Genomic DNA, 18,357 nt, shown 5'->3' on the forward strand with positions numbered 1-18,357 from the left:
AATCCCAAATCACCCACAAACGAGCGGGGCACTATGGCACTTTCTGATTTCTGTCACAGAATTACGGCTGAAAATAAATTTACTGTATATCACGACCTCATGCGCGTGAAAGTTAAGCACATCCTTCTCGTTTCTTCTCCGTACGATGCGTGGGTTATGGAAGAAGACTGCAATCTTTCTGAACGCCTTGCGACCGAATACCGTGGCTTGAACTTAAGCTCGCCACCGCGTCTTACGTGGATTTCCGCGCCGGAAGAAATTCCACCAGCTCTGGAAGCACGTCCGGTAGACATGGTAATTCTTATGTCCGGACTTGCAGAACCGGAGCTTATCAATCTGAAACAACGTATCGATACATTTGTTCCAAACCTGCCAGTTGTTGTACTCACGCACAGAGAAATTAAAGAGAGCGCACGCCTCAAGCGTAAAAATCTGGATCACTGTTTTTTCTGGACAGGTGATGCAGAGCTTTTAATGGCTATCGTCAAACTGACAGAAGACAAACTGAACCTCGAAGCGGACACACAGGAAGCGGGCATCCGTAATATTATTCTTGTGGAAGATTCCCCGAGTTACATTTCATCTTTTCTTCCTATTCTTTACCGGGCACTGGTTCAGCAAGCACAATCCGTCATTCAGGAAGGGCTTAATCAGGAACACAGGCTGCTGGTCATGCGTGCACGACCAAAAATTCTTGTTGCTGAAACATATGAAGAAGCAATGGAGTACTTCCACAAATACGAACAATACGTGCTTGGTGTTATCTCTGACGTCCGTTATCCACGAAATGGGATGGTTGACCCGTCAGCAGGAGTTACGCTGCTGTCTCAGATTAAACAGGAGCGCAAAGATATTCCGCTTCTGCTATCCAGCAGCGAATCAGTTAATAAATGGTTCGCACAGGAAATTCCCTGCGAATTTATAGATAAAAACTCACCTCTTTTGCTGGCAGAACTGCACAGATTCGTCAGTGAGCATCTTGGCTTCGGCGATTTCATATTCCGCAACAATAGTGGAATGGAAATAGATCGTGCCCACACGATGTACCAACTCAAACTCAAACTGGAACAAGTTCCGGATGATGTTTTTCTTACACACTGCTTGAATAACGATTTTTCCCGTTGGTTTTTTGCCCGTACAGAAACAGAACTGGCCTGTGTCATGCGTCCTCTTACAGCGGCGGACTTCGGAAACAGCGTGGAAACAATGCGAACATTCGTCATCGATCAAATTCGCCAGAGACTCCACCAACGACAACGGGGCATTGTTGTAAGTTTTAAAGAAAACGATTTTGATCCACATACAGATTTCTTAAAAATTGGCGAAGGCTCCATCGGCGGCAAGGCTCGCAGTCTTGCGTTTATGTTCCGCCTTATTGAGCAAAGCAGCTGGTTGAACAAGAAATACCCAAACATCGATATTGTTCCCCCAAAGGTCTTAAGCATTGCCACTGAAGGATTTGACAGCTTTTTGCGCCTGAATGATCTTGGATATTTGGCAGATGAAGATTTTAAAGACGAGGAAGTTGTAGAAATCTGCCTCAAAGCCAAGCTTCCCGACTGGTTGCAGGGAAAGCTCAGAATTTTCTTAGAGAAAGTGGAAACACCGCTTGCTGTGCGATCGTCAAGTTTGCTCGAAGATGCTCAGTATCAGGCGTATGCGGGCTTGTACTCAACGGTTATGCTCACAAATACACATCCAGACATTGAGGTTCGTTACGCAGAGCTTTCAACAGCCGTGAAAAAAGTTTATGCATCGACGTTTTTTCAGTCGCCGAAATCTTTTTCACGAAGAGTAAAACTCCGTACTGATGAAGAAAAAATGGGCGTAATTATTCAGGAAGTTATCGGTAGGCGATTTGATGACTATTTCTATCCGGCAATTTCCGGCGTGGCTCAGTCTAAAAACTTCTATCCGTTTGGCAGAATGAAAACAGACGACGGAATCGCGTCTATTGCTATGGGACTTGGTAAAACCGTCATGGACGGCGGGCAGGTGTTCAGATTCTGCCCTAAATGTCCTCATGTTCAACCGCAAGCCGCCAATATGCAGGAGCTGCTCAAGAATTCGCAAAGCACATTCTACAGTCTTTACATGGGAGATCCTGCCCTTGCGCCTAAGGCAAAAGAACAAGAGGGCGCTCTTGTGCAACGCAGAATCTACAACGCAGAGCCTAACGGACCAATTTCGTATCTTTCAAGCAGCTACCTTCCGCAGGAAGGAATTATTCGGGACACAGCCTCTATTCCGGGCAGTTCTAAAGTTCTGCTCTTTGCACAGGTGCTGAATCACGGACTCTTCCCGCTTCCAGAAATGCTGAAGGATCTGCTCGAAATGGCTGAAGAGGCAATGGGCGGACCTGTTGAGCTTGAATTTTGTTTGAATATGGACATGGACGGCACCAATGCAGAGTTTGCCTTGCTGCAACTACGCCCAATGAGTTCACTGTCTGGGCTCTCAACAGTAAATATAACCAAACAAGAACTTGCTGCTGCCTTCTGTTATTCAAAGCATGCGCTGGGTAATGCGGAAAGCAACGATGTATATGACATACTCTTTATTCATCCAGATGATTTTGATGTCGCAAAAACTATGGAAATTAAGCAAGAACTTTTAGAATTCAATAAGCAAATGCTTCGCGAAGAACGTAAGTACATCCTTATTGGTCCCGGTCGTTGGGGCACATCCGACCGCTGGCTGGGTGTACCAGTCACATGGAACGATATTTCCGGCGTATCCGCCATAGTGGAAACCTTTACGGAGAACCTACGTGTTGAGCCGTCTCAGGGCTCACATTTCTTCCATTGCATCACAACACTGGGCATTAACTACGTTATGGTAACCAACTCCAATGAGGAATTTATCCATTGGGAATGGCTGGCAAACATGCCGGTGCACCACAAAGGGCAGTTTATAACGCACATACGGTTTGAGTCTCCAATCACTATTAAAGTGGACGGCAGAACTGCAGAATGCGCAATGCTGAGACCAGCATCACAGGCTCCCGATGTTCCGATCATATAGCAGCGCTCTTCTTTCTAACTGTATTTGTTACTTTTTTGTCCCAATGTTGCAGAAAAGAAACACTGTCGACTTTTAACCATTTCTTGCGACCCTCTTTAGCCCTTGATATTAAAGGACTTCCTTTCAGTGTTTTATTTTTGCAACATAGATGAAAACTAAGCACTTGTTAATGATGCTTTTTTGCAACCTATGTGAGTGTGCACTATTATAACTCATCCTCGGCAAGGCCTTGGTATTGTGCCTTTTATAAAAAATAAGCTCTTTTTGATAAAGTTGGCATCACAGTTGCTATATAAAAAGTAGCTTATCAAAAAGCACATGTGGTATCCTCTAACACTGTGAAATTGTGAGTAACTGCCAACGCTCATTTCACATCCGATGCCAGTTTACCTAAACTTCCTTTTTCTATTTGGCTGCCCGCTGCGATTGCGCTTGAACGGCGGGAATAATGTCAGATAGCCTGAATGTTCCACGAATATTTCCTTGCAGAGGCTCTGTAATCGTCATGATTACAGAGCCTCTCTTGGTTTTATAGGTCATATCATCCACCCTTGTTCAATTTGACGATCAACGTTCTTTTTGAAACAGTGCCACACCCATGATAGATTTTTTCACTCCAGAGCTGGGATACCCTGCTCTATTCCTTCTCAGCTTCCTTGCAGCAACAGTACTTCCTCTCGGTTCCGAGTGGTTGCTTGTCGCCATGATAGCCGGTGCTTTTGATCCAACATCAGCTGTACTTGTTGCAACTGCTGGAAACACGCTCGGCGCATGTACCACCTATGCAATAGGTATCTGGGGCGGAGCATATCTTATCCATCGAATATTACGCATGGATGAGGCTTCACAAGCAAAAGCGCATCGCTACTACTCCAAGTGGGGACAGTGGTCGTTGCTTCTATCATGGCTGCCTGTCATTGGAGATCCCCTTTGCCTTGTCGGCGGCATCGCCCGCGTTCGCTTTTCCTTCTTTCTGCTGCTTGCCCTCATGGGAAAATTTTCCCGCTATGCCGTGCTCGCATGGCTGACTCTGCAGGCAATCTAGTTACAAATCCGCATCGTCCCTCTTCACTTCATTATTCTTTCATCCTGACACGTGAAAATGTTCTCAGGTGATCATGAAAAGACTATACACCTGTGCTCCCTATGTTAGAATGAGCCAAACACCTTTTCACGTCATTAAATACATTTTACGCGCCGGAGGAAGGTATGCGGACAATCAAGCACATCCTTGTTGCTGTTGACCTTATGGAAGACAGTTCATTTATTGCAGCATATGCAAAACTTTTTGCGGAAAAACTTAATTCCAAAATAACTGTGGTCTATGCCACACCGCCATTGACCCAATATTTTGGACTATACCTCCCGCAAGATACCATCGCAAAATTTCATGAAGAATCAGAACAGGGTGCAATACGTGAACTGAAACAATTTGTTAAGAAGCATTTTTCAGGTATGGACGTAGAACAACGCCTTGCCAATGGTCATCCACAGGACGTTGTCCTTGGTGTTGCCAAAGAAGGCGGCTACGACCTCATTATAATGGGTACCCATAGCCGCAAAGGTATGGATAGAATAATGTTCGGCTCTGTCGCCAACCACGTAGTAAAACAGTCAGACATCCCAGTTCTTACGGTTAGACCAGATTTGTAACCAGCTGTTTAAAATAATTAATTCCCCTATCGGCAAAAAACTTTGCCAATAGGGGAATTGTTGTACTATCAAAGGACTATAAGAAATTTTTGTTTTTTGTAGATTTCTGGTTGCATTAGAATCATTTTTGGTATTGATTACTATTAACGACAAAGAAATCACGTCACACGGCTTGTTATCTCCCGACAATGCACACTATCGGGGCATAATCTATACAATGCACACAAGACGTATTTTCCGAATCGATATGTAACTCATCCCCGATTTTTAAACATCCTTTGGAGGTCATTATGCGTACTATCAAAAATATCCTCGTTCCTGTTGATGTAATGGAAGACAACGACTTTTTTGTTGAATATGCAAAACTTATGGCAGAGAAACTTGATGCAAAAATTACTCTGTTATATGCCCGTCCACCTCTGGATCGTTTCTATGATGTCTATCTTACTGATGACGTCGTAGAAAAACTTAAAGCAGACTCTAAACAACGCGCCCTAGATGAACTTGAAAAACTTGCCGAAGACCAGTTGGCAAGCATGGATGTATCCATCAAACTACGCCGTGGTCAGCCTCAGGATTTGATTCTGGAGATGACCGATACTGATGACTACGACATGGTCATTATGGGAACACACTGCCGCAAGGGTGTTGAACGCGTACTTTTCGGCTCTGTTGCAAACCGGGTGGTGAAACACTCCAATACTCCTGTCCTAACTATCCATCCGGCTGAATGCAAAGGTTAGTGGCTTACCCCTTCTGCCACTAGAACTCAGCCAGCAGAACAGACATATTACCCGAACAGACGGGTAATAGACTCATTCTGCAGCTTCGTAGACGAAAAATGAAAAGCCCCTTCCTGACCGCTCATTCAGGTAGGGGCTTTTCTATTGCTTTTTGCTCAAATGTACCTTTTTACCTATTAATATTATGAGGAAAAAAGTATTATCCGATACGTATACTGTACTCAGATTTGCACAATCAGCTTACGTGCGAATACGGAACTCAATACGCATAAATTGGCAACTATGCACACGTCCCCAGAAAAAAAGCATAAGCGCAGCACATAACGCTCGTTAGAGAATACCAGCCCCTATGATGTAACCCCTTACAAAATGGGACTCTTACGGAGCTTTGTCATCACACAATAATTAAATTTTACACCTCAACACAAAAATAAGCGTATCGTATTTTTTTCGTTACCCAATTTTATGAGAAGATGTTAAAAAGGAGCAACAATCAGTTCTCTTTATTAGCGGAAATGCGTTTTTGTGGTTGCCAAAACAACATTTTTAGTATTGATTACCATTACTGAGTGACTAACAAGACAATCGTGTGTGTCTTGTTAAAAATATTAAACATTTTTGAGAAACCTTGCGTCCGTTACCTGCTCTGACAGGACGTAGCCGAAGGGGGTTAATGTATGGACGTAGTAATGCTGTCCAGAATTCAGTTTGCAGTAACTATTTTCTTTCATTTTATTTTCGTACCGTTAACGCTTGGATTGTCTATACTGCTTGCCATCATGGAAACCATGTATGTGCGCACCGGTAATGAGATGTACAAGCGCATGGTCAAGTTCTGGGGTAAACTGTTTATCATCAACTTCACCCTTGGTGTTGTTACAGGTATTACTCTTGAATTCCAGTTCGGTACAAACTGGTCACGTTACTCTGAATACGTGGGTGATATTTTTGGCTCTTTGCTCGCGATTGAAGCAAGTACCTCTTTCTTCCTGGAATCTACTTTTATTGCTGTATGGTTCTTTGGTTGGAAAAAAGTATCCAAAAAAGTTCACCTTATGTGTATTTGGATTGTTGCGCTCGCTGCCAACATGTCTGCCTTCTGGATCATCATGGCGAACGCGTTCATGCAGAATCCAATCGGCTACAAACTGGTTAACGGCAAACCGCAGCTTGATGATTTTATTGCTGTTATCACAAACCAATACGGAATCGGCATATATGCCCACACCTTAACCTCTTCATGGATGGTTGGTGGTCTCTTCGTAATGGGTATTTCCGCATGGCACCTTGCGCGTAAAAACGAAGTTGAATTATTCAAAAGCTCTTTCAAAATGGCTTCTGTATTCTTCTTCATCTTCTCTTTGGGAACAGCAGCAGCAGGTCACCATCAGGGACAAATCGCAGCTGAATACCAGCCTGCAAAACTGGCAGCTATGGAATCCCACTGGGAAACCGGCACCAACGTTCCTATGTACCTGCTGACTTGGCCTAACTCTACCAACACTGGTAACGTTGTTCAGGCTCTGCCAATTCCAGATGCACTTTCTATTCTTGCATACAACAATCCGGATGCAGAAGTTATCGGCCTGAACGATATTCCAAAAGAAGATCGTCCACCGGTTCTGCCTGTCTTCATCAGCTTCCGTTTGATGGTCGCTTTAGGCTCCTTCTTCCCGATTCTTGGTTTTGCCTTGTTCTTCTGGCGCAAGAAAATTGAAGAAAAAACGTTTGTTCTTAAAGTGCTTCCTTGGCTTATTCCGCTTCCATACATCGGTATCATGCTCGGTTGGGCTGTAACTGAAATGGGTCGTCAGCCTTGGATTGTATATAGCATGCTTCGAACCTCAGATGCGGCTTCGCCTATTGAAGCCTCCATGGTTGTCTGGTCTATTATTGCCTTTACCATCATTTATTCATTCCTTGGTGTGCTGGATATCTACCTGCTGAGGAAGTACGCAATTAAAGGCCCTAAATAGACTGGCAGGACAAATCCTACGCAATCAATAGAGAGGTTTTTATATGACTCTTGAACTTATTTGGTTTTTATTATGGGGAGTCCTCTGGGCCGTCTATTTCGTATTAGACGGTTATGATCTTGGACTCGGAACCATCTTCCCGTTCTTTGCTAAAAGCGAACGTGAAAAGCGTGTTCTGTATAATGCAGTGGCACCTTTCTGGGATGGTAACGAAGTATGGCTGATTGCCGCTGGTGGTATCACCTTCGCAGCATTCCCAAGAGCATACGCCATCATGTTCAGCGCACTTTATGCACCGCTTTTCATTATCCTGTTTGCACTCATCATGCGTGCTGCAAGTTTTGAGTTCCGTAGTAAAGTTGATTCCGACGGTTGGCGTAAGATGTGGGACGTATTCCAGTTCCTCGGTAACTTTGTACCGGCTCTGCTTTTCGGTGTAGCTTTTGCCAACATCTTCCAGGGCATTCCTTTCGATGCAGACGGCGTATACTACGGCAGCATTCTTAAACTGCTCAACGTTTACGGCATCATCGGTGGTCTCTTCTTTGTCATCAACTTTTCAATGCACGGCTCACTGTGGCTGTCCATGAAATCAGATGGCGAAATTCATGACCGCGCAATCGTTTATGCAAAAAGATTATGGCCGTTCACTGTAGCTCTGGCTGTTGCATTCCTCGCAGCTACCGGCTTCTACACTGATTTGTTCGTAAACTACCAGAAAAACGGTATGTTGCTTGTTGTTCCTGCAATCGGCGTAACTGCGCTGCTTATGGTTCGCATCTTCCTTGCCGGTGGTCGTAATCACCTCGCATGGATCAGCAACGCTATCTCCATCTTCTTTGTGATCATGTTCGGTATTATCGGCATGTTCCCGAAACTGCTGCCTTCCAGTCTTGATCCGGCAGCATCTGTAACAATATTCAACGGTGCATCCAGTACCCTCACCCTGCAAATCATGCTCGGCGTTGTGGCTGTGATTATCCCGCTTGTTCTTCTCTACCAACTCTGGGCTGTAAAACTGCTCATGCACGTTGTAGATGACGAAGTGCTTGATTCTGACGAATCCTACTAGCACTGAGTAAAACGCATTTAAAAAGGCTGCTCTTCGTATGAAGAGCAGCCTTTTTTTAGTTGGTGCTTTTGGGGATTGGGTGGGTGTTTTTGCCTCCGGCGGCTGGGCTGAAAACTTTGTAAAGTTTTCCCCCAGACCCGTTACACTCTCTTCGTCCGTAGAACTCGAAGACTCGTTAACGGACAAAGGCCTTTCAAACTTTTTATTTACGATGTCTTTCTTTTTTTAAGGTTACCTCACGGCTTATGGTTCCTTATCTTTCGTAATGTCTCGTCCTAGAATAAACTTACGCGTAATTGGGTTAACCAGATAGCAGTAGGTAATTAAAAAAGGGCTGTCCTATTTATGTAGGACAGCCCTTTTTTCACTATTCAAGTCAGTGGAATTAAGCCGCGTGAAAAATTTTTCAACGGGCTTTCTTCGCATAATAAAAGTTTTAGGAGATTCTTAAGAAACCCTTTTTCAAAAGGGTTCTTAAGCCGCCGGAGGCTCGTCGAAGACCCGTCGGAGACATCTCATTGAAAGGTACGAAACTTAGTTCTTACCACAACATTTTTTGTATTTTTTGCCAGAACCACAAGGGCAAGCGTCGTTACGGCCCACTTTTGGAGCTTCGCGACGGAAGGTGTCGTGGTTCTGAACCATACCTTCAACGTAGTACCAGTCGTCGCCTTCTTTACGGAAGAAGCTGTGCTCGTGCATTTCCTGTGGTACGCCGCCGAGTTTGTAGTTAGCAACAAACTCAACTTCGCCAGTAATATCGTTTTCGCCACCATCTTTGGTGCCGAGGATATCAAGACCTGTCCAAGAAATCTTTTCAGACCATTCTTTAATTTCTTCTACAGAAAGATCGCCACGCATATCTGGGTGAATAGAAGTACCGAGGTATTCGTAGCTACCAATTGCGTGTGCGGTGTAACGTGAGCGCATAAGTGCTTCCGCAGTAGGAGCGTGTGCTTTACCGGTAATGATAGGCTCACAACACGCAGAAAACTCAAGGTCGGAACCGCAAGAACATTTTGACATGACTTCTTCCTATATATCTATTTAAAATTTTTAGTATATTTGCATTTGTAATATTTAAAAAAACACGTCTGCAACAAGTAACCATGTATTCTGAAGTAAGATAACGCATGTGCAGAGTCGTCAGCTACAGTTTTCAAGATAGTTACAGCATGCTGCTGAGTGGGTACAACATTCAAAATAGTCTGGCAAGGTAACTATACTTAACTAGAATAATTAACATCTTATAATAGCATCTATACTTGATTACTGTGATATTTTCACGCAAGTACTCTTTAGAGCTTTTATATCCAAAGTATAAAGGCCAAACTATACGGCGCACCCAACCCCTTTAATCATTATGGGACGATTGCATCATGCCAGAAGAGGCTCGTTACCAAGAACGCCGGGCAATGCCACGTTACACCCACCCGTTTACTGCATCCATAGCTGAGTTTGTCTTCCCTATGTCCTGCCAGCCGTCTTTTAAGGCAGAATGTATAGACATAACCTCCAAGGGCGCGATGCTAGAGGTGGGCTCGATAATTCCAAAAGGAAGCGTACAGCAAGTAAGCATTGAGCTCCCCGGATTCGAGAAAAAACTCCTGAAGAACAATCTTCTTACGTGCAATATGCCGTATCAAATTCGCGTTGTCTCGCGAGTAATCTGGACAACTGTCAAAAATGACATCTCAATCATTGGTATTGAGTTTTTAAACATGAATAAAAGTGCAGAGCAGGCTCTTGGTCGATATTTAAAAGACAAGCGCACATAAACAGCCTCTCACCTGTTTATACAGTATGCGAGGAAAGCAGTCACACTACTAATAACACGCTGCTTACACAAATTGATATCAAATAAAGGCCATACAAAACTGTATGGCCTTTATCTTTTGTAACGTATGAATTTTCTAATGAATGATGCAAAATGACATCAATTTCTTGTTATTTTCAAAAAAATAACTCCATAAAGAAACTCCAGCAGTGCACAGCCCCCGTGCATTCCCAACAAATTCTGTTTTTCCGTATGTACAAACTTACGCAATGTCCATTGACACAAACAGGCTGTTTACGCATATTTGTAATGATTCAGCTACTTTGTTTATGCTTACTTCGTCCCTGCTGTGCAGGAATAACAAAGGACACAGTCATGGCAGAACCATCTCGTACTACTCGTAAAAAAACGGAAATGCAGTCTCTTCTTTCAGAATCGTTTAAGAAAAAAATTCAGCACGTTCCTATTCAGGAAGAAGTGCAGAACGATATTCAAAGAGTTATGCTGGCGCTTGGATACGCGATTGCGCTTACCCCGACAGGCAGCACTGCTTTTACGCTTCAAACACAGTACAAAGGGCTTGATGTTCGCGTTTGGGTTATGAATGAACATCAAAACGGATGCCCAAGTTCACTTCTGGAAACTGTCTGGGTTGGTTATTATACCCACGGTGACCAGCGTGAAATGGTGGAAGATTTCGAATACCCTCGCCTTATGGACTATCTGCAAGAAATTCATCCAGAAATATTCGATTAATAAAAAGCTGCATTCTACCACTGTAGAATGGGACAACTTCAGGTTACAAAATGATGGCGTCAATTTATCTAAGTTGACGCCATATTTTCCTGCGGCTATGCTAACAAATCGTACAAAATTTCAAGGAGCCGCATTTCAATGCTCGATCTCAAACTTTTACAGAAAAATCCGCAAGTTGTAGCTGACGCTTTGGCTAAGCGAAACTCTTCTATTAACGTTGAAGAATTCACTACTATTGATAAGCGTCGTAGAGAATTGCTCGTAGAACTTGAGTCTCTTAAAAGCGAACGCAACAAAGCATCCGGTGAAGTAGCTAAGATGAAACGCGCAGGCGAAGATGCATCTGAGTTTATTTCCCGCCTCGGTTCACTGTCCGATAAAATCAAAGAGCTTGATGCTGAAACGGATACTATCATAACCGAAATGAACGAATGGCTTATTGCTATTCCTAATATACCACACGAAAGTGTTCCTGTTGGCGTAAGCGAAGACGAAAACGTTGAGCTGCACAAATGGGGCACAAAGCCAACCATGTCCTTCTCTCCTAAAGAACACTGGGAGATTGCAGAGACTATGGGCGGTCTTGATTTTGAACGCGCTGCTAAACTTACCGGCTCCCGCTTTGCAGTATTATGGGGCTGGGCTGCTCGCTTAGAACGCGCTCTTATCAACCTGTTTCTCGACGTGCAGACACTTGAACACGGCTACACAGAAGTGTTCCCGCCTGCTATCGTAAACAGCGCTACAATGACTGGCACTGGTCAGTTACCAAAATTTGAAGAAGATCTTTTCCGTTTAAGTCATAAAGACTACTACCTCATCCCGACTGCTGAAGTGCCTTTGACTAACATGCACGCGGGTGAAATGCTGGAAGAAAGCGACCTGCCACGTGCATATACTGCACAGACACAGTGTTTTCGCTCTGAAGCCGGTAGTTATGGTAAGGACACTAAAGGCCTTTTCCGTATGCACCAGTTCACAAAAGTTGAAATGGTTCGCTACGCAAATCCGGACACTTCTTACGAAGATCTGGAAAAAATGCGTCAGCATGCAGAAAACATCCTTCAGCGACTTGGTCTGCATTACCGTGTAATCACCTTGTGTACTGGCGACACTGGCTTTTCTGCTGCAAAAACCTACGACATCGAAGTATGGTTACCGGGTCAGGATAAATACCGTGAGGTTTCTTCCTGCTCCAACTGCGAAGATTTTCAGGCTCGTCGTGCAAACCTCAAATTCAAACGCAAAGGCGCTAAAAAACCTGAGTTTGTGCACACACTGAACGGTTCTGGATTGCCTACCGGCCGTACCATGATCGCGATTATCGAGAACTATCAGCAAGAAGATGGTTCTATTGTAGTCCCTGAAGCATTACGTCCTTACATGGGTGGTATCGAAATAATCACCCCTGATATGGCGACTAAATAAAAAAATCACTTTTTTTCGAAAAAGTATTTGACAATCTGAGTGCTCAACTATAGAACTGCACTCCTCAAACGGGTCGTTAACTCAGTTGGTAGAGTATCTGCCTTTTAAGCAGAGAGTCACTGGTTCGAGCCCAGTACGACCCACCATAGAATTTAAAGACCGGAATTTCGGTTCCGGTCTAATTTATTCGCCCCCGTTTGAGTCAGGCACATCGTAGTTAAATTTTTTCTTAGAAAAACATTTGACATGAGGACGCGAAGCCTATAAAAACTTTTTCCTCAAGAGGGTCGTTAACTCAGTTGGTAGAGTATCTGCCTTTTAAGCAGAGAGTCACTGGTTCGAGCCCAGTACGACCCACCATGAATACATAAGCCGTATTTGCTAAAGCGAATACGGCTTTTTTCAGTGCAAGAGGTGAGACCTATAGCTCGTTAAGAAAATGTATCTTTTCTTAAAAAAGTGTTTGACAAGATTACACGGAGTCTATAATTCACATCTCCGAACGGGTCGTTAACTCAGTTGGTAGAGTATCTGCCTTTTAAGCAGAGAGTCACTGGTTCGAGCCCAGTACGACCCACCATGCATATATAAGCCGTATTTGCTAAAGCGAATACGGCTTTTTTTGCGTCTACTGTTTAAGACTCACAAGCCAAGAGCATCAATATCTCTGATACTTATCAAAAGCTTTGTCTGCAACACTTCTCAGATTCTGCCTTGCCTCCGGCAGCTTAAGCCCCCTATTACACGCTATCTCTAGTCTCTCATTCTTCGAGAACCAACTGTCGCTTTGAAAAAGAGCTTCTCAAAAAGCTGCTAACACTTTTACCATTCTTAACGGCGGGTTGAATCAGTTCTTTTTGCAACCTCACGGCTTATGCCCCATTACCTTTCATTGAAATATAAAAAGGCTGTCCTTCATATGAAGAACAGCCTTTATTGCTTACTCAAGTCAGTCGAATCAAGCCGCGTGAGAACATTACCTACGAGCGTTTTTCGCATAATAAAAGTCTTTGGAAAGGGGTCTGGGGAAGAACCTTTCTACAGAAAGGTTTTCCCCAGCCGTCGGAGACAAATAAAAAAGCGTCGTAGACCTGCCGGAGACATAACACCCCACAGCCTCATCGAAAAACTACTTACCCTGTTCTGCAAAAGCTTTCTTAATAGACTCTGCAAACGGAGGGCGCAGCACGCCTACTTCGGTTACGATACCGGCGATCAGCTCGTTTGGAGTCGGATCGAACGCAAAGTTGAACACAGGCACATCGTTTGGTGTAATCTGAGTTTCACCAACGTGAGTAACCTCACGCGGCGTACGATCTTCAATAGGTGTTGAATCACCGTCCGGCATGTTTCTATCAATGGTGGACAGCGGCGCAGCCACATAAAAAGGAATATTGTGCGCTTTTGCAAGGAGGGCAACTGAATAGGTGCCAATCTTGTTCACAGCATCACCGTTTGCGGCAACACGGTCTGCACCTACAACTACCTTGTTTACCATGCCGCGACGCATGAGAAGGCCGCAAGCATTGTCACATGCAACAGAAACTGGAATACCATCTTCTTTCAACTCGTAGGCTGTTAAGCGAGCACCTTGAAGGAACGGACGAGTTTCGTTCGCGATGACTGAAATATCTTTCTTACCAGCGTCTACAGCGCCGCGAACAACACCAAGCGCGGTACCGTACCCAGCAGTTGCAAGAGCCCCTGCGTTGCAATGGGTCATAATGGTGTCACCGTCATCAATGACGGTTGCGCCATGCACACCGATGAGCTTACAAATTTCAATATCTTCTTTGTGGATAACTTTTGCTTCTTCAAGCCAAAGCTCCATAAGCGCCTCAAGAGTTTCTGCTTGAGAAGACACCCACAAAGCTTTCATGCGTTCCACACCCCAGCGTAAATTAACAGCTGTTGGTCGTGCTTCTGCAATCTCTTCGAGCTTAACTTCGAGCTCCTTTTTCCAATCCTCGTTACCAGCAACTTCTTTTGCCGCAATCCAACAACCGTATGCTGCTGTAACACCGATTGCAGGCGCTCCGCGTACGACCATTGTCTGCAATGCATAGATAATATTTCCTACAGTATGGCAGTAGTAATCTTCTTCACACGCTGGCAGATACCGTTGGTCGAGCAACACAAGAGCTGAGTCTTCATCAGAAAAACGAATATGACGTTCCATTAAATACTCTCTATGGGGTTTAGAAAACGTCTCAACACGCCGATAAAAGAATTGGGGGGCAGGATACTGATAAACCGAGAATCTTCCGGTTTACCATACCTGCTAAAAACTTCTCTACACTGAAAAATTCTATTTTTTCGAGCAGAAAGCATTGAGAAACGTCTTCTGTGAGTAAAAATTGTGCCTCAACAGATACCCTGTTGGTCGTATCTGGGCAAGGCGGCACGCGGGGTTGCTCAGTAGGGCACTTCAGGCTATGAGGTGGGTTAGAGAGGGTTGGAATTAAAGATGATATCAAAGTTACGAGGTTAATATGAGAGCACTCACCAGTTTGGTCCTCTCTCTGTTCCTGCCTATTACAAGCCTTGTGGGAACGTTCTTTATCGTAATGAATCAGCACTTCATTCCGCAATCAGTTCTTCCAATTATGCCTGCTTTACCATTTGTTTTGGCCATTAGCGGCGCTGCTATGGCTTGGCAGTTTAAACGAAGCAGAGCCGTTTTTCTTTTGCTGCTGATAGCACTTTGCTGCTGGTTTATTACCCTATATCTTCCCGGTATGAGCAGTACCGGCATGCGCTTGCGTCTGGCCTACGGCCTTTCTGCGCTGCTGTTACCTATCAACCTGGTTATCTTCGCCTATTGTGAAGATCGAGGCGTTCTTACGTTGTGGGGCTCCATTTCGGGAGCATTCATCATTCTTCAGGCTGCAATGGTTGCCGCCATGCTTGCACCTTCACAGCAAAATGGACTTATCGCATGGCTTCAGGGCAACGTACTGTCTTTAGATCGCATTGACGTTCTACCAGTATGGGCAACCAGCTGGACGTTTATTCCACAAATAGTGCTGATTGTTACTGGCACCGTATTGTTTCTCCTGCTCATATTTATGAGTCTTAATAAAGGTAAGCGCGACAGCACATACGTAACGCTTATTACAAGCTGCCTTGCTGTTATAGCGGCGTATCACTATGTGGCGATTCCCAACGCAAGTTCTCTGTTCTTCATGGCAGCAGCGCTCATTATTACGCTTTCCTTATTTCAAGATTCGTATTTCATGGCGTACGTGGACGAACTGACAGATCTGCCGTCACGCAGAGCTTTGAATGCAGATTTCAAAAAACTCGGCAGAAAATACGCGTTGGCGATGGTAGACATCGACCACTTCAAAAAATTTAATGATACATACGGGCACGACATCGGTGATGATGTGCTGCGCATGGTCGCCGGACATCTTTCCAGAGTTTCCGGTGGCGGCAGGGCATACCGCTACGGTGGCGAAGAGTTCACCATTATCTTTCCAAAAGGTATCGCAGCAGAAGTCCAGTCGCATCTTGATGAATTGCGCCAACGTATTGCCACAACAGATTTTCATATCCGCAGCGGCAAACGTGCACCTAAAAAACGAAACACTCGCAAGGGCTCTGTAAACGTCACAATATCCATTGGGATCGCCGAACGCACAGACGGGTCACAATGCCCTATGGAAGTAATAAAACTCGCAGACAAGGCCCTCTACAAGGCCAAAGGCGCTGGACGAAATATCGTTAAGCTTGCTTCAACGCCACGAAACAACAAATCTTCACGGTCAGACGAGAAGCGCAACGCCCGTACCTAATATTTATTCTTTCTTATTCATTATCTTGATGCCTTCGGCGACGGGGCTCCGCCCTCGACCCGCAAGAGGACGTCCTCTTGACTGCGAGTTTGCGAGAAAGCTTGTTTTCTAGCTACCTGCTTCGGCTTTACGATCTCTTTCCAAAACAACAAAACGTCAGTTCTTTTATGAACTGACGTTTTTATTTTTTCAAAAAAACTTCGGATGCTGTTTTTCTCATACGTTATCCATTTGAATTTTTCGCATGCCTATTCTTCTCCTTTTTATTTCATCCCGCTTTCCATCAAGTACATTTCTCTATTCTTTTCTAGAAACTTCTCCCTTCACAACATATCTAGCCCGCCAAAGTTTTCACTCCCGCACTCTTTTTCCCTAGAACCGAAAAACAATTCCATCTCATCAAAATTTTCAATCCCATACTCTCTTGCCTTTTCTTCGCATTCATCCCCACTTCCATAGCCTGAACAATCTACGCAGGAGTGGTGTTTTCATCATATTGATGACGGCGCTGTTTCGCCCACGGAGGAAACTTTGAGGCTGTGTTCATATCTTGGCAAATATGCTCCGGAATCGATAATATGAGAACTCTACGCCTGCATTTTTACCGTCTATTCCATAGTCACTTCCACAAGGTACCTTTCCTATTTTTCCCTAGAACCGAAAAACAATTCCATCTCATCACAGTTTTCACTCCCATACTCTCTTGCCTTTTCTTCACATTCCCCCACTCCCATAGCCTAAACAATCTACGCAGGAGTGGTGTTTTCATCATATTGATGACGGCGCTGTTTCGCCCGCGGAGGAAACTTTGAGGCTGTGTTCATATCTTGGCATATATGCTCCGGAATCAATAAGATGAGAACGCTGCGCCTGCATTTCTATCACCCACTTCGGATACAAAACAATACACTCCATAATTTCACTGGGCTTCATGCCCTCACAAACAAAAAAGCGGCTTATCCATTGAAGGATAAGCCGCCTTTAAAATTAACTCTGCCACTCGTTAATACATGTTCTCTGTTCGACTATACGAAAAATGAACTGTAATACTACGAATACAGTTCATCATTATTTACGCAAGAAGATTGAGAATGCAAGTACCTACAGCAATACCGAATGCTGGTGGGTCAACGTGAGAGTCGCCGTGGTTCCAGAAGAGACGAGCGCCCAATTCCTGAAGAAGAGCACCAGCTACTGCTGCTGCTACACAAACTCCAAGGTTTCCAAAGTTAACCCATGCGATACCGGCAAGAATAGCCTGGCAATGCCATACTGGCACGCGCTGAACTGTATCAGTACCAAGCTGTAATGAGATGAGGGTAATTGCAGCAATAGCCCAACCGATTACAACCTGTGCGGTTACGGTAGCGCCGGATGTAATACCAGCAGCTTCTGCATAGTTACCGATTGCCATTGCAGTACCACCGGATACGAGTCCGATACCAATAGCAAACATGATCATGCGAGAGAACGGCAACATCCAAGGAACCCATGACAAGTTAGTGTCATCGGTGCCGAACAGGCCGAATTTTTTGATTGATTCAGAACTACCAAACGGGCTCTGACGAAGGAACATAGCGCGAGATACGAATGCGCTGATAAGAACTGTAATTGCGATGGTGTCTTGTCCTTTCATGAAAGAAGCAAGCCAGAAGTTACAAAGGTAACCGAATACGGCGAATACGCCACCAACGAATAATACGTCCCAAGAAGTAGGCATTAATGATGCGAGAATATCCTTAGCTCCACCTGTAGGATGATTCTTGCGAACGCCTTGTGCATAGTTAGCAGCAGCAACACCAGCTGCGAAGCCACCAACGTGTGGGCCGAATACAGGACCGAATCCGATTACGGAAAACATAAAGTCTCCGCCGCCAGCAAGGGCGATCAGACAGCCTGTAAAAACGAACATACCACAAAGCACGAAGGACAGCAGCCCGCCAAGAGCGCCGCCCAGTATTCCTCCACCAAAACAGACTAGTAACGTCGTTAAGCTTAACGGTTCCATTCTGCCTCCACTTTTTGTGCTCTCCTTCACAGCGTATGTAGCTAATCCCCCATTATGTGGCAGGTGGGGTATTATATGTACATGTAACTAGGCCGATAAGAAGGATTACATAGTATAAATGAG

The 18,357-nt window shown here is 44.5% G+C and carries 14 protein-coding genes and 3 tRNA genes; 13 read left to right on the forward strand and 4 right to left on the reverse strand.

The genetic code is table 11. The features are described 5' to 3' along the window. Positions 1-33 precede the first annotated feature (33 nt). On the forward strand, positions 34-3,024 hold the full coding sequence (locus MKHDV_RS13635; RefSeq protein WP_160716210.1) for a PEP/pyruvate-binding domain-containing protein: 2,991 nt from the start codon (positions 34-36) through the stop codon (positions 3,022-3,024). 405 nt (positions 3,025-3,429) lie between these two features. Here the strand turns inward: MKHDV_RS13635 and MKHDV_RS19100 are convergent, their stop codons facing one another. Next, entirely contained in the window at positions 3,430-3,564 is a 135-nt protein-coding gene (locus MKHDV_RS19100) for a hypothetical protein (protein WP_256370012.1), read from the reverse strand. Positions 3,565-3,622: 58 nt separating this feature from the next. Between MKHDV_RS19100 and MKHDV_RS13640 the strand changes: the two genes are divergently transcribed. The 5 genes from MKHDV_RS13640 (at position 3,623) to cydB (ending at position 8,468) form a co-directional block, all read left to right on the forward strand. Then, positions 3,623-4,069 (forward strand): YqaA family protein, encoded by a 447-nt coding sequence (locus tag MKHDV_RS13640; protein ID WP_160716212.1) that lies wholly within the window; start codon positions 3,623-3,625, stop codon positions 4,067-4,069. A gap of 164 nt (positions 4,070-4,233) precedes the next feature. Further along, positions 4,234-4,677, forward strand: coding sequence for a universal stress protein (locus MKHDV_RS13645; protein WP_160716214.1), 444 nt, complete (start codon positions 4,234-4,236; stop codon positions 4,675-4,677). A 290-nt stretch (positions 4,678-4,967) separates the two neighbouring features. After that, positions 4,968-5,420, forward strand: coding sequence for a universal stress protein (locus MKHDV_RS13650; protein ID WP_160716216.1), 453 nt, complete (start codon positions 4,968-4,970; stop codon positions 5,418-5,420). A gap of 677 nt (positions 5,421-6,097) precedes the next feature. Next, complete coding sequence (locus tag MKHDV_RS13655; RefSeq protein ID WP_160716218.1) at positions 6,098-7,396, forward strand: cytochrome ubiquinol oxidase subunit I; 1,299 nt, start codon at positions 6,098-6,100, stop codon at positions 7,394-7,396. Between the two features lie 43 nt (positions 7,397-7,439). Then, entirely contained in the window at positions 7,440-8,468 is a 1,029-nt protein-coding gene (cydB, locus tag MKHDV_RS13660; RefSeq protein WP_160716220.1) for a cytochrome d ubiquinol oxidase subunit II, read from the forward strand. Positions 8,469-9,002: 534 nt separating this feature from the next. Here the strand turns inward: cydB and MKHDV_RS13665 are convergent. Beyond that, positions 9,003-9,494, reverse strand: coding sequence for a YchJ family protein (locus MKHDV_RS13665; protein ID WP_160716222.1), 492 nt, complete (start codon positions 9,492-9,494; stop codon positions 9,003-9,005). Between the two features lie 353 nt (positions 9,495-9,847). Here MKHDV_RS13665 and MKHDV_RS13670 point away from each other — a divergent pair, with 353 nt between their 5' ends. The 6 genes from MKHDV_RS13670 to MKHDV_RS13695 all read left to right on the forward strand — a co-directional run bounded on the left by MKHDV_RS13670 (position 9,848) and on the right by MKHDV_RS13695 (position 13,009). Then, positions 9,848-10,246 (forward strand): PilZ domain-containing protein, encoded by a 399-nt coding sequence (locus MKHDV_RS13670; protein ID WP_160716224.1) that lies wholly within the window; start codon positions 9,848-9,850, stop codon positions 10,244-10,246. Positions 10,247-10,620: 374 nt separating this feature from the next. After that, positions 10,621-11,001 (forward strand): hypothetical protein, encoded by a 381-nt coding sequence (locus MKHDV_RS13675; protein WP_160716226.1) that lies wholly within the window; start codon positions 10,621-10,623, stop codon positions 10,999-11,001. 138 nt (positions 11,002-11,139) lie between these two features. Continuing rightward, a complete protein-coding gene (gene serS, locus MKHDV_RS13680) occupies positions 11,140-12,429 on the forward strand; it encodes a serine--tRNA ligase (RefSeq protein WP_160716228.1) in 1,290 nt (429 codons plus the stop codon). A 70-nt stretch (positions 12,430-12,499) separates the two neighbouring features. Then, a tRNA-Lys gene (locus tag MKHDV_RS13685) sits at positions 12,500-12,575 on the forward strand. 138 nt (positions 12,576-12,713) lie between these two features. Beyond that, positions 12,714-12,789: transfer RNA gene (locus MKHDV_RS13690), tRNA-Lys, on the forward strand. A gap of 144 nt (positions 12,790-12,933) precedes the next feature. Beyond that, positions 12,934-13,009: transfer RNA gene (locus tag MKHDV_RS13695), tRNA-Lys, on the forward strand. 549 nt (positions 13,010-13,558) lie between these two features. On the opposite strand, the gene mtnA is transcribed toward MKHDV_RS13695, so the two are convergent. After that, positions 13,559-14,608 carry an S-methyl-5-thioribose-1-phosphate isomerase gene (gene mtnA / locus MKHDV_RS13700; protein ID WP_160716230.1) on the reverse strand — a complete coding sequence of 350 codons (1,050 nt, stop codon included), beginning with the start codon at positions 14,606-14,608 and terminating at the stop codon, positions 13,559-13,561. A gap of 313 nt (positions 14,609-14,921) precedes the next feature. Between mtnA and MKHDV_RS13705 the strand changes: the two genes are divergently transcribed. Beyond that, positions 14,922-16,226 (forward strand): diguanylate cyclase, encoded by a 1,305-nt coding sequence (locus MKHDV_RS13705; RefSeq protein ID WP_160716232.1) that lies wholly within the window; start codon positions 14,922-14,924, stop codon positions 16,224-16,226. A 1,072-nt stretch (positions 16,227-17,298) separates the two neighbouring features. Here MKHDV_RS13705 and MKHDV_RS13710 read toward each other — a convergent pair. Then, positions 17,299-18,234, reverse strand: coding sequence for a hypothetical protein (locus MKHDV_RS13710; protein WP_160716234.1), 936 nt, complete (start codon positions 18,232-18,234; stop codon positions 17,299-17,301). Positions 18,235-18,357: the final 123 nt, after the last annotated feature.

Origin of the sequence: Halodesulfovibrio sp. MK-HDV, from assembly GCF_009914765.1 — a bacterium.
GTDB lineage: Bacteria > Desulfobacterota > Desulfovibrionia > Desulfovibrionales > Desulfovibrionaceae > Halodesulfovibrio.

Coding starts and splice junctions, on each gene's coding strand:
- MKHDV_RS13705 (WP_160716232.1), top strand. CDS start 14,922: ATGAGAGCACTCACCAGTTTGGTCCTCTCTCTGTTCCTGCCTATTACA.
- MKHDV_RS13645 (WP_160716214.1), top strand. CDS start 4,234: ATGCGGACAATCAAGCACATCCTTGTTGCTGTTGACCTTATGGAAGAC.
- MKHDV_RS13670 (WP_160716224.1), top strand. CDS start 9,848: ATGCCAGAAGAGGCTCGTTACCAAGAACGCCGGGCAATGCCACGTTAC.
- mtnA (WP_160716230.1), bottom strand. CDS start 14,608: ATGGAACGTCATATTCGTTTTTCTGATGAAGACTCAGCTCTTGTGTTG.
- MKHDV_RS13665 (WP_160716222.1), bottom strand. CDS start 9,494: ATGTCAAAATGTTCTTGCGGTTCCGACCTTGAGTTTTCTGCGTGTTGT.
- cydB (WP_160716220.1), top strand. CDS start 7,440: ATGACTCTTGAACTTATTTGGTTTTTATTATGGGGAGTCCTCTGGGCC.
- MKHDV_RS13650 (WP_160716216.1), top strand. CDS start 4,968: ATGCGTACTATCAAAAATATCCTCGTTCCTGTTGATGTAATGGAAGAC.
- MKHDV_RS13675 (WP_160716226.1), top strand. CDS start 10,621: ATGGCAGAACCATCTCGTACTACTCGTAAAAAAACGGAAATGCAGTCT.
- MKHDV_RS13635 (WP_160716210.1), top strand. CDS start 34: ATGGCACTTTCTGATTTCTGTCACAGAATTACGGCTGAAAATAAATTT.
- MKHDV_RS13655 (WP_160716218.1), top strand. CDS start 6,098: ATGGACGTAGTAATGCTGTCCAGAATTCAGTTTGCAGTAACTATTTTC.
- MKHDV_RS13710 (WP_160716234.1), bottom strand. CDS start 18,234: ATGGAACCGTTAAGCTTAACGACGTTACTAGTCTGTTTTGGTGGAGGA.
- MKHDV_RS13640 (WP_160716212.1), top strand. CDS start 3,623: ATGATAGATTTTTTCACTCCAGAGCTGGGATACCCTGCTCTATTCCTT.
- serS (WP_160716228.1), top strand. CDS start 11,140: ATGCTCGATCTCAAACTTTTACAGAAAAATCCGCAAGTTGTAGCTGAC.
- MKHDV_RS19100 (WP_256370012.1), bottom strand. CDS start 3,564: ATGACCTATAAAACCAAGAGAGGCTCTGTAATCATGACGATTACAGAG.